The 12,802-nt window shown below is 30.5% G+C and carries 12 protein-coding genes; all 12 read right to left on the reverse strand.

Annotated elements, in window-relative coordinates:
* Window positions 1-17 precede the first annotated feature (17 nt).
* Window positions 18-653, reverse strand: coding sequence for a thiamine diphosphokinase (locus RYO54_RS01860; protein ID WP_315114946.1), 636 nt, complete (start codon window positions 651-653; stop codon window positions 18-20).
* A complete protein-coding gene (rpe, locus tag RYO54_RS01865; protein WP_315114948.1) occupies window positions 650-1,303 on the reverse strand; it encodes a ribulose-phosphate 3-epimerase in 654 nt (217 codons plus the stop codon). The genes RYO54_RS01860 and rpe overlap by 4 nt, the downstream gene beginning before the upstream one ends.
* Window positions 1,300-2,169, reverse strand: a complete 870-nt coding sequence (gene rsgA, locus RYO54_RS01870) for a ribosome small subunit-dependent GTPase A (RefSeq protein ID WP_315114950.1) — start codon at window positions 2,167-2,169, stop codon at window positions 1,300-1,302. Before rsgA ends, rpe begins: the two co-directional genes overlap by 4 nt.
* 62 nt (window positions 2,170-2,231) lie before the next feature.
* Window positions 2,232-4,046 carry a Stk1 family PASTA domain-containing Ser/Thr kinase gene (gene pknB, locus RYO54_RS01875; protein ID WP_315114952.1) on the reverse strand — a complete coding sequence of 605 codons (1,815 nt, stop codon included), beginning with the start codon at window positions 4,044-4,046 and terminating at the stop codon, window positions 2,232-2,234.
* Window positions 4,021-4,767 (reverse strand): Stp1/IreP family PP2C-type Ser/Thr phosphatase, encoded by a 747-nt coding sequence (locus RYO54_RS01880; protein ID WP_315114955.1) that lies wholly within the window; start codon window positions 4,765-4,767, stop codon window positions 4,021-4,023. Before RYO54_RS01880 ends, pknB begins: the two co-directional genes overlap by 26 nt.
* Before the next feature lie 3 nt (window positions 4,768-4,770).
* Window positions 4,771-5,817, reverse strand: a complete 1,047-nt coding sequence (rlmN, locus tag RYO54_RS01885) for a 23S rRNA (adenine(2503)-C(2))-methyltransferase RlmN (RefSeq protein WP_315114957.1) — start codon at window positions 5,815-5,817, stop codon at window positions 4,771-4,773.
* Window positions 5,818-5,825: 8 nt separating this feature from the next.
* Entirely contained in the window at window positions 5,826-7,148 is a 1,323-nt protein-coding gene (rsmB, locus tag RYO54_RS01890) for a 16S rRNA (cytosine(967)-C(5))-methyltransferase RsmB (protein ID WP_315114960.1), read from the reverse strand.
* A gap of 68 nt (window positions 7,149-7,216) precedes the next feature.
* Window positions 7,217-7,900 (reverse strand): zinc metallopeptidase, encoded by a 684-nt coding sequence (locus tag RYO54_RS01895; protein WP_315114962.1) that lies wholly within the window; start codon window positions 7,898-7,900, stop codon window positions 7,217-7,219.
* 13 nt (window positions 7,901-7,913) lie between these two features.
* Complete coding sequence (fmt, locus tag RYO54_RS01900) at window positions 7,914-8,843, reverse strand: methionyl-tRNA formyltransferase (RefSeq protein ID WP_315114965.1); 930 nt, start codon at window positions 8,841-8,843, stop codon at window positions 7,914-7,916.
* 8 nt (window positions 8,844-8,851) lie between these two features.
* Complete coding sequence (def, locus tag RYO54_RS01905) at window positions 8,852-9,301, reverse strand: peptide deformylase (protein WP_315114968.1); 450 nt, start codon at window positions 9,299-9,301, stop codon at window positions 8,852-8,854.
* A gap of 20 nt (window positions 9,302-9,321) precedes the next feature.
* On the reverse strand, window positions 9,322-11,523 hold the full coding sequence (priA, locus tag RYO54_RS01910) for a primosomal protein N' (protein WP_315114969.1): 2,202 nt from the start codon (window positions 11,521-11,523) through the stop codon (window positions 9,322-9,324).
* An 82-nt stretch (window positions 11,524-11,605) separates the two neighbouring features.
* A complete protein-coding gene (gene coaBC, locus RYO54_RS01915; protein WP_315114970.1) occupies window positions 11,606-12,802 on the reverse strand; it encodes a bifunctional phosphopantothenoylcysteine decarboxylase/phosphopantothenate--cysteine ligase CoaBC in 1,197 nt (398 codons plus the stop codon).

Below are 12,802 nucleotides of genomic sequence, written 5' to 3' on the forward strand. Positions count from 1 at the left end.
TAAAAAAGTTGCTAAACTTATTCCTTGCTTTGTATTAAAAGTAATAGTCCTTCCTCTAACTGTACTTCAACTTGTGGCTCATTAAATTCATTAGATATTCCTAAAGACTCTCCTAGCTTTAAAGTGTACTTATTTAAAGGATATTTAGCTCCTGTAAGGGTTATTCCAGTGACAGAGGCTCCATAACTAATTAATGAAAAATAATTATATCCATTAGGTTTAATTATGCAAGATTTATTTATTAACTTAATTAGGTTGTGACTATCTTTAATATAAGAATCTACTTTATTATCTAAACAACGATATAGCAGTCCTAGGTTGCCTAACATATGGTCTAATCTGCTTCCTGTACAGCCTAAAAATGCGATTTTACTACTGCCTATAGCTAAGGCTTTTTCTAAGGCAGCATAAGAGTCAGTAAAATCCTTTTCTGCTGGAAAGGAATCTACTATAATGTGTTTTTCTTTATAATAATTTAAAGTATTTTTATCTATAGAATCAAAATCTCCTACTATAATATCAGGTTCTATTCCATATTTATATAATACTTCTCCACCTTTATCTGCACAAATTATATAATCCGTGTCTAATAACTCTTCATTTAATAACTGAAGTGATGGAGGTTGTCCTCCAGAAACAATTAATGTTTTCATTTTATTGCCTCTTTTAATTTACTTATATTTTCTTCTATATTGCCGCCTTTAAATACTGCTGAGCCTGCAACAAGCCATTGAGCTCCACTCTCTACTACTTCTTTAATGTTTGAGGCATCAATACCACCATCTACTTCTATAACTAAATCTTTATTAAATTCATTTCTTAATTTATTTAGCTCTTTTACTTTTTCTAATGCATAAGGTATAAATTTTTGTCCTCCAAACCCTGGATTAACAGACATGATTAAAACCATATCTAAAGAAGGAATTAAGTCTTTGATTACACTGACTGGTGTACCAGGATTTAATGCTACTGCTGCCTTTATTCCAAAACTTTTAATATAATTTATTGTTCTATCAATATGTTTATCTGCTTCATAATGTACAGTAATAATATCAGCACCTGCTTTAACGAAATCTTCAATATATCTGCTAGGCTCTTCTATCATTAAGTGAACATCAAAAGGGAGGCTTGTTAAACCTCTAATACTTTTTATAACAGGCATACCGAAAGTAATGTTTGGTACAAATCTTCCGTCCATAACATCGATATGAATTACATCTGCTTTATAAGTTTCTAGTTTTTTAACTTCCTCTCCCAGTCTAGAAAAATCTGATGAAAGTATTGAAGGCGCTATTTTAATCATTTGTATATCCTCTCCTTTAATTTTTCTTCTAACATTTTTATATAAAAATCATATCTCATTTTATTTATATTTCCGCTCTCCACTGCCTTTTTTACATTACAACCAGGTTCTTTATGATGAACACAACTTGAAAATTTACATTCACCTAAATAATCATTAAACTCGTGAAAACAGTATTGAAGCTCTTCTTTTGATATAAAGTCACTACTTAAAGATGAAAATCCAGGTGTGTCTACAATATACCCATCATATAATTCTATTAATTCACTATGTCTAGTTGTATGTTTTCCTCTTTTTAGTTTCTCACTTATGTTTCCTGTTTCCATAAGCTCTCTTCCCGCTAAATTATTTAAAATTGTTGATTTTCCAACCCCTGAGGGGCCACAGAGCACAGTTACATTGTCCTTTAATCTTTCTTTTATTTGGTCAATACCTGTGCCAGTTTTAGCCTGGAGAAATAACACCTCATATCCTGCATCCTTCACCATATTTATTATGGCTTGCTCTTCTTCCTCATCTTTACTTAAATCTATTTTATTAAAACATACTATGGATTTAAGTTTGCTATAATCGCATAACAATAAAAATTTATTTAGCAAGTCTTCATTTATATCAGGATTTCTTAATGAGAACACGACTAACGCTTGAGTAACGTTGGCAACAGCTGGCCTGATCAACATATTATATCGATCATATATCTTTTCAATTGTTCCTTTACCTTCCTTAGCTAATATCTCTACTTTATCTCCTACCATAGGAATAAGATCATCGTGTCTAAACTTACCTCTCGCCTTACACTCAACTATTCCATTTTCAACTTTAACATAGTAAAATCCTCCGATACCTTTTACGATTAATCCCTGCATGTTACCTCCTAAATTATATTAAGATTCTTTTAATTAACTATTATCCCGATTCTTATTTTTGTTTATACTAGTATTTTCATTATTAATAATCCCATTATATTATTTTTTATGTTTTCATTAAGATTAATATTCACGCCATTATTAGCTATTTCCCCAGGATTTTCACCAGGAGCTCCAGAACCAAACTGATAGTAGCTTATATCTATAACGCTACCTTCTTTCACCCGAGCGCCCACGTCTGGACTCTGTCTAAATATCTTACCATCTAAAGTCTCATCATTAGTCCTAACGGGATTTTCTGTTCCTAACTTTAAATTCAATCCAGCTAATATACCTCTAGCTTCTTCTAGTGTTTTTCCATTTAAACTTGGAACAGACACATAATTTACTTCAGGTCCACTACTAACTACAACTTCTATAACTGTTCCAGGTTTAACCATAGTATCTTTGCCTGGATTTTGACTTATTATACAGTTTTTAGGTACAGTATCATCGTATTTATAACTTGGCTCACCTAATTTTAAATTTGATTTATTCAACATTTCCCTTGCTACTTCTACATCTATTTCTCTTAAATCCGGTACCTTTGCACCGTCTTTTCCTGCACTAATATAAACTCTAACTTCAGAATCTTTCTTTACTAGAGTGCCTTCAATAGGGAAAATCCTAATTATTGTTCCTTCTTCTTCATCACTTGCCTCTGTTCCAGCAACCTGAAAAACTAATCCTTCTTTTTCCACGCTTTTCTTTGCTTCATCTTCTTTAAGTCCAATAATTTTAGGAACAGCTATGCTTTTTTTCGAACCATTAGGTGACTTATTAAGAACTTTGTTGAACCAAAAATATCCTGATGTAAAACCTACAACTAAAACTAAAATTGCAGAAGTTATAGCGATTATCATTTTTTTATTCTTACCGATTGAAAGTAGGTCCTCATCCTCGTCTTCTAATTCATCATAGTCTAAGTATTCTTCCTCTTCATCATCTTCATCTACATTTACAGCATCCATAACTATAGTTCTATCATTATCAAAATCACCGAATTTGATATTTAATTCTTCATTATTTTTTACTTTATTTAAATCTACTAATAAGTTACCGATATTTTGATATCTCTCTATAGCTTCTTTTTCTATAGATTTTAAAATTACATTATTAAATCCTTCTGAAAGAGAGGGGTTTATTCTAGATGGAGGAATAACCTCTTCTTGAATATGTTTTAAAGCTATAGATACTGGGCTTTCAGCATCATAAGGTACTTTTCCTGTAACCATTTCGTACATAACTATACCAAGAGAATATATATCTGTTCTAAAATCAACAAAACTTCCCTTCGCCTGTTCGGGGGAAAAATAGTGGGCTGATCCTATAATTTTTGAAGTATTTGTTATTGTTGCAGAATTTGTTGCTTTTGCAATACCAAAATCAGCTACCTTAACTAGTCCTTCATCAGTTACAAGTATATTATGTGGTTTAATGTCCCTATGTATTATATTATTTCTATGGGCACATTCTAAAGCCTTCCCTATTTGAATAGCTATATCCACTGCGTCTTCGTTGTTTAAGATTCCTCTTTCTAATATTACTTCTTTTAATGTTTTTCCTTTCACATATTCCATAACTATATAGTTTACACCGTTCTGTGACCCTACATCATATATATTTACAATGTTATTATTTGAAAGGCTAGCTGCTGCTGTTGCTTCCCTTTTAAATTTTTCTACGAACTGACTATCTCTTGAAAATTCATCTTTAAGAATTTTTACAGCTACATATCTATTAAGAAGTTGGCATTGAGCTTTATATACTTTAGCCATGCCTCCTTCACCGATTTTTTCTAATAGTTTATACCTATTTCCCAGTAAAGTATCTATCATCTTTACACTCTCCTTCGAATACAATAACTGATATATTATCTCTTCCACCTTTTTCTTTACTCAATTCTATAAGCAATCTACTTGCATCACAACAATTATTTTTAATAATTATATCATATATTTCATTAAGAGTAACATCATTAGTTAATCCATCTGTACACAATAGCACTTTTTTAACATCTTCTAAATTTATTGCAAATATATCAACTAAAATAGAAGGATTTGTACCTAAAGCCCTTGTTATTATATTTTTATTAGGATGAATCACAGCCTCTTCCTCTGTTATAGTTCCATCGTCTAATAGTTGTTGTACTAGTGAATGATCTTTTGTTATCTTTATTATATTATTGTCCTTGTTTATTATATAGCATCTACTATCTCCTACATTTCCAATTAACATCTTATTCTCATAAACAAGGCAAGTAGTAACTGTAGTTCCCATTCCACTCAAACTGGATTTTTCCTTTGAGCGTTTATAAATTAAATTATTCGCATGCTTTATAGAACTTTCTAATAACTTTTCTCCATCCTCAATAGAATTTAATTTCTTCACCGAATCTATTATAGAATCTACCGCTAACTTACTTGCTATTTCTCCAGCATTATGACCGCCCATACCATCTGCAACTATATATATTGCAAAATTATCACTTTTAAAATAACCAACAGAATCTTCATTTACACTCCTGTAATTGCCGATATCAGACAATACGCCCACCATGCACTACACCCCTTTATAAATATTGTTATCTTCTATATAACTTCTCCTTAGTTGACCGCAGGCAGCATTTATATCTGCTCCCATCTCTCTTCTAACTGTAGTTTCAATCCCTTTTTTTAATAGAATATTGCTAAAGTGTTTAATATTCTCTGCAGAAGATTTCTTTAAGCCATTTTCTTTTATTTCATTCACTGGTATTAAATTAACATGACAAAGCATTCCTTTGAGAAGTTCCCCAAGTTCTTCTGCATGTTTATCACTATCGTTTACATCTTTTACTAAAGCATATTCAAAGGTTATTCTTCTATTGGTTTTTTTAATATAATATTTACAACATTCGATTATATCACATATTTTATATTTATTTGAGATGGGCATCATAGTTTTTCTCAATTCATCATTAGAAGCATGAAGAGATATAGCTAAAGTTATTTGCATGTTTTTATCAGCTAATTCTATTATTTTTGGCACTATTCCACAAGTTGATAAAGTAATATGTCTTTGCCCTATATTCAGTCCTTGTGATGAATTTACTAATTCTATAAACTTAACTACATTTTCAAAATTATCTAATGGTTCACCACTTCCCATCATTACTATATTGCTAATTCTCTCATTTATTTCTAAAGATGCCCTTAATATTTCCCCTAGAATTTCTCCTGGAGTAAGATTTCTAACCATTCCACCAATAGTTGATGCACAAAAGTTGCAACCCATTCTACATCCAATTTGTGTAGATACACATATGGAATTACCATGCTTATATTTCATTACTACGGATTCAATTATGTTTCCGTCACTATATTTAAATAAAAATTTTATAGTTTGCCCATCTTTAGACTCTATTTTTTTAATCACTTCAGGTATACTAAGGTAAAAATTATTCTTTAATAATTCTTTAGCATTTGAGGATAAATTTTTCATATTATCAAAATCATAAACACCTTTATAAATCCAATTGAATATTTGACTACTTCTAAAACCTTTTTCGCCATTATCAACTAGCCAATTTTTTAATTCTTCTATTGAATAATCTAATATATTTTCCATATATTCACCTACCATTGTTTTCTTAATCTAGCAATAAAGAAACCATCCATATTTTCATTTGGCAGTATAGTAACAACACCGTCATTATATATTAAATTTGACATATTGCCAAAGTAAATAGGTTCTATTTTAAATTCTTTATATTTGTCTAAAAACCATTTTATATTTTCTTCATTCTCCTCTTTATTTAGTGTACAGGTGGAATACAATAAAATACCATCTTTTTTTACATATGCTGAAGCATTTTCTAAGATTTTTCTTTGTATTTTTATTAAGGATTTTAAAGATTGAGTTTGTTTAGTGTACTTTATTTCAGGTTTTTTTCTAATTATACCCAAACCTGAACAAGGTACGTCAATCAAAACTCTTTGAGCCATATCCTTTAAATTATCATTATATATAGTAGCGTCCATAACATTTAAAGAAATGTTTGTTATTCCTAATCTATTCATGTTGTTCTTTATTAATGATAATTTATTTTCATGCAAATCAAAAGCCATAACTTTACCGGTATTATTCATTATCTCAGAAATATGAGTGGTTTTGCCACCAGGAGCACTACAAAGGTCTAGAACAATCATATCTTCTTGTAGTTCCATAGAAGGTGCTACAAGCATTGCACTCTCATCCTGAACAGTAATATACCCATCTTTAAATAAAGGATTGTTTTCTATACTTTTGCCCTTAATTATATCAATTGCCTCAGGACATATTGCTCCCTCTTTTACATTATAATTATTTTCTATTAATCTGTCCCATATTTCTTCATAATTACTTTTTAAGTTATTCACTCTTACATTAACATTGGGTTTTGAATTTAAACCTTCTAGTATTTTTTCAGTATACTCAATTCCGTATTGCTTTAAAAATAAATCCACCATCCATTTTGGGAAAGAATATTCAAAGCATAGTCTTTCTACTTCATTCCCTTTAAAAAAATCTTCATCTTTTCGTCTTATATAATTTCTTAACACGCCATTTACCAAACCTGACGCTTTTTTTGATTTTTCTTTTGCTAATTCCACACACTCATTAACCGCTGCAAAATTAGGTACTTTATCTAAATATCTAATTTGATATATTCCAATTCTTAAAATATTTAAAATTTCCTTATCCGTTTTATTTATATCATTTTTTAAAAAGTTGCTTAGAATTTTATCTATGGAATATTTATATTTAATTGTTCCGTAGACAATTTCGGTAACTAATCCTCTATCTACATCTTTTAAATCATACTTATTCAAAGTATTATTTAATACTATATTAGAATAGGAGTTTTTATAAAAAACATCATAGAGTATATCTAACGCTATTTTTCTGCTATCTGTCATCACTATACCTCAATTTCTTCAATATAATAAAGAAAATTGTATGGATAGAATCCATACATTTTCTAAAATTAATCTCTTCTTCTATTACTTAATGCGATCAACCTTAATAACTGTGAAATCGCAGTTATAGCAGCAGCTACATAAGTCATAGCAGCAGCTTTTAATACTTTTCTTGCTCCCTCTGCTTCTTCACCATAAAGTATTCCCGTTCCTTCTAGAACATCCATTGCCCTACTTGACGCATTAAATTCCACTGGCAATGTAATCAGTTGAAATATTACCACTGCAAGGAATAGATAAATTCCTGTATTTAATAGGCTTGGTATTGAAAAAAGAAGACCTACGAAAAATATTGTCCAGGATAACCTTGAACCTATATTTGCAACAGGTACAATACTGTTTCTTATCACTAAAGGTGAGTAATTTTCTTCATGTTGAAATGCGTGACCTGTTTCATGAGCAGCTATTCCAATGGCTGCTACTGATGTGCCGTGATACACCTCGGATGAGAGTCTCATAACTCTATTTCTTGGATCATAATGATCCGTAAGTTTTCCACGAACAAGTTCTATTGGGACATCATGAAGTCCATGACTATCTAACAATCTTCTAGCTACTTGAGCGCCGGTATAACCATTAGAACTTTTTAATCTAGAATATTTTTCATAAGTAGAATTTATTCTCATCTGAGCCCAAAGTGATATCAACATTGCTGGCAATAAAATTATCATTGTACTATCAAAATAAAACATATAATTTCCTCCTTTATTTTAAAACAGCCCCCTTTTGTATTTTGTTTCCCCTTATGTAGTCTTCTACAAACATTGGTTTTTTGGAAGGGAACTGTATTTTCTGTATTAATAAAGCTCCTTTACCTGTAGCTACTTTTATACCCTGATTAGAAACCTCTATTATATAACCTGCTTCATGCTTGCATTCTTCATCTATTAATTTGCATTGATATATTTTCATAATTTCATCATTGTATGTTGTAAAAGCTAAAGGCCAAGGATTTAATCCTCTAATTAGATTATTTATACTCTTATTATCTAAATTCCAATTTATGCGTCCTGTTTCCCTTGATAGCATAGGAGCATAACAAGAGTCCTCATCTTTTTGCTTTTCTCTTATTATTGTTCCCTCTAATATTCCTTTTATAGTCTTTATTAAAAGGTCTCCTCCATCCGCCATGATCATATCATGAAGTTCCCCGAAGGTCATTTCTTCTTTAATTTCGTATACGCTTTTTAAAAGCATATCTCCTGTGTCCAATCCTTCATCCATAAACATAGTGGTGTTTCCACTTTCTTTTTCACCCTTTATAATTGCCCAATTTATTGGTGCAGCTCCCCTATATCGAGGAAGAATGGATGCATGTAAGTTAATACAACCATATTTAGGTATATCCAAAATTTCTTTAGATAATATTTGTCCATAAGCTACTACAATTATAAAATCTGGGTTTATATTTCTTAACTCTTCTATATATTCTCTATCTTTCTTTAAATTTTCTGGTTGAAAAACTTTAATATTATGCTCTATTGCTATTTCTTTTACTGGAGACATTCCAAGTTTCTTGCCTCTTCCCTTAGGTCTATCAGGTTGTGTAAATACAGCCTCTACTTCAAATTCATTGATTAAAGCTTTTAAAGAAGGTACTGCAAAATCTGGAGTACCCATAAAAACTATCTTCATAATTGATATTACTCCTCGCTTTTAATAATTTTGTCTACAAATAGTATTCCATTTAAATGATCTATTTCATGGCATAAAGCTCTTGCCATAAAGTCCTCTCCTTCAACTAGTATTTCTTCTCCTGCTCTATTTAAAGCTTTAACTTTTACTCTATAAGGTCTTTTTACAGTCCCTGCTTCCCCTGGAATGCTTAAGCATCCTTCTTCATCGATACAAGTACCTTCTTCTTCAATTATTTCAGGGTTAATTAAAAATACTGGTCCTTCTCCTATATCTATTACCACAGCTCTTTTTAAAATCCCAACCTGTGGAGCTGCTAAGCCTACTCCATTATTGTGGTACATTGTTTCTAACATATCATCTAATAATAACTGTAATCTATCATCTATCTTTTCTACTGGTCTACTTTTTTTTCTTAAAACTTCTTCTCCATATTTTCTTACACTTCTTAATGCCATAACTATACCTCCAAATAATATTATATTAAACTTAATGGGTTCGCATCTATGCTAACTCTAATACTATTATACACATCTTTTAAAGAGGAATAAATTCTTTCTTTAACATATTTTTTTTCCTCCTTAGTTAAATTGCCTTTTATAATTATTTGCCATCTAAAATTATTGTTTATTTTAGATATTTCACAAGGACATGGTCCTAGTAGCTCTATTCTATCATTATTTTCAAAGAAATTTTTTAAAATTATGCCAACATTTTGTATACTTTTTATTAATATATCTTCATTTTCGCTAGATAAGTTTATTAGCATGAGATCTATATATGGGGGATAATTCATAAGGTTTCTGATTTTAATTTCTTCATTATAAAAAGAATTATAATTATTTTCAGTTGAATATTTTATAGCATAACTATCAGGGTTATAAGTTTGAACTACTACATTCCCAGGTTTTTCTCCTCTTCCAGCTCTACCTGACACCTGTGTTATTAGCTGAAATGTTCTTTCGGAGGCTCTAAAATCTGGTAGATTTAATGATAAATCAGCAGCTATAACACCTACTAATGTTACATTTTTAAAATCCAGACCCTTGGCTATCATTTGAGTACCGATTAATATATCAGCTCTTCCATTTTTAAAGGTATTATATATATCTTCATATGAATTTTTCCTTCTAGTAGTATCAAAGTCCATCCTTAATGTTCTGCTGCTGGGAAAAAGTCTTTTTACTTCTTGTTCAATTTTTTCTGTTCCAACTCCAAAATACTTCACATATTTACTACCACATTTAGGACAGTCTTTGCTAACTCTTTGTTTACTACCACAATAATGACAAAGTAAATATTCCTTTGAAAAGTGATAAGTTAATGCTATATCGCACTGGTTACATTTAAAAACATAACCGCATTTTCTACAAGAAACAAAAGTTGAAAATCCTCTTCTGTTTAAAAATAATATAATTTGCTCCTTCTTGCTTAGGGCTTCTTCTATACCATTTAGTAATTCTCTACTGAACATTGATTTGTTGTTGTTTAACAATTCTTCTCTCATGTCAACAACAGCTATCTTTGGTAGTTTAGCACCATCTGCCCTCTCGTTTAATGTTATGAGCTGAATTTCCCCTTTTTCACACCTATAATAGGTCTCTATAGAAGGAGTTGCTGTCCCTAAAACAATTTTACAATTGTAAAATTCACCCTTCATCTCGGCAATTTCCCTAGCGTTATATTTAGGATCGCTGTCAGATTTATAACTAGACTCATGTTCTTCATCGATTACTATTAGCCCTAAGTTGCTAAAAGGTAAAAATATAGCTGATCTGGCACCAATAGCTACCTTAACGTTTCCTTCTTTAACTCTAAGCCATTCATCATATTTTTCACCATCAGAAAGCTTACTGTGAAATACAGTAATATCCTTTCCAAATCTGCCTTTAAACCTCTCTACCATTTGAGGAGTTAACGCAATCTCAGGGACCAAAATAATACTTTCCTTATTTTTATTAATCATTTCTTCTACTAAACTCATATATATTTCAGTTTTACCACTTCCGGTGACTCCGTGGATTAAATAGTTTATCTTATTAGAATTTAATATGAAATTAATAGTTTCTTTTTGCTTTAAACTTAATTGTTTCTTTTTGTAAGCTTTGTATTCTCTATCATTATATCTATTTATAACTATTTCTTTACTAACTAAGAATCCATGTTTTATCATTGTGTTTATTGATGAAAGAGAAAGTTTAAATTTATTACTTAACAAACTTTTTGTTAACTTACCATTATTCTTTGACACTAAGTCATATATAGCTACATATGGCTCCTTAGAGAATTTATTATTTAAGGCCTCTCCAATAAATAAATAATTTTCTTTTTTGTTTTTAATTCCTTTAAATAGAGCTGAGGGAAAAATTGTTTTTATACATTCCATGTATGTACATAAATATTTTTCTCTCATTATATTCATAAGCTTTATATCTTCAGTTCTTAGTATCGGAAAGTTATAATCAATATTTGATATAGCTTTTAATGATATAGAGCTATCAATTTCCTCATACAATTCTATAACAAAGCCATCTATTTTTCTATTTCCTAAGCCAAAAGGAACGTATACCCTCATACCTACTTCAATTTTGCCTAAGAGTTTTTCTGGAACAGAATAAGTAAATATCCTGTCCAATTGAATTGAGTTGCTGTTAATCACTATTCCGGCGTATTTTAACACACAATCACCCTTTTAAATTTAAATATACTAAATAAAAGAGGCCTTTTTCGCATTTTGCGAATATTTGCCCCTTTAAAAATTACTATTTATTAATATTTTTCAATATAACATCGAATAATTCCTTAGCTATTTCTCTTTTAGAAACCTTTGAAGTTTCAATTATATTGCCATCTCGACATATTATTGAAACCTTGTTATCCTCTGAAGCAAATCCAATACCATCACCAGTTATATCATTGGCAACTATATAATCTAAATTTTTTCTTTCTAATTTAGACTGAGCATTTTCCATTAAATCATGACTTTCAGCTGCAAAACCAACTAAGATCTGTTCCTTTTTAATTTCACCAAGGTTTTTTAATATATCCATATCTTTAACAAACTCTAAATTGAACTCATCTCTTGATTTTTTTATTTTCTTTTCAGAGTAGCTTTTAGGTTTATAGTCTGCTACTGCAGCAGATTTAATTACAATATCTTGGCTATCATAATATTTTATTACCTCATCATACATTTCCTTATTGGTATTTACTTGAATTGTTTTCACACCAAAAGGTTTTTTCAAATTTGTCGGTCCTGAAATTAAAATTACTTCTGCCCCTCTATCTCTTGCTTCTTCAGCTATTGAATAACCCATCTTTCCTGTAGATTTATTTGTTATATATCTTACTGGATCAATGGGAGCTAGTGTTGGTCCGGCAGTAACCAATACTTTTTTTCCTTGTAAATCCTTTGTGGGATATAGCATACTAATTATTTGTTCTGCGATAAGTTCTGTATCGGCTAATTTACCTTTACCAGTATCTCCGCAGGCTAATCTTCCTGCTTCAGGTTCAATAAACTTGTAACCAAGATCACTTAATTTTTTTATATTACTTTGAACAATTGAATTTGTATACATGTTCGTATTCATGGCTGGCGCAAATACCACAGTAGATCTTGTTGCCATGATGGTAGTTGAAAGCATGTCATCAGCTATACCATTAGCAACCTTACCTATAATATTGGCAGTAGCTGGTATAACTGCAAACAAATCTGCTTTTTTAGCCAAAGAAATATGTTGTATCTCCCAATGTTTTGGTTCATCAAACATGTTTGTAACAACCATATTTTGACTTAAACTTTGAAAGCTAAGTGGATTAACAAACTCGCAGGCAGATTTAGTCATAATTACATGAACTTCAATGTCTTTTTTTCTTAATCTGCTTATAACATCTAAAGCCTTGTAAACAGCTACACCACCAGTGACTCCAATAACTACAGTCTTTTGATTTTCCAT

It is taken from the genome of uncultured Clostridium sp., assembly GCF_963515715.1.
GTDB lineage: Bacteria > Bacillota > Clostridia > Clostridiales > Clostridiaceae > Clostridium_AW.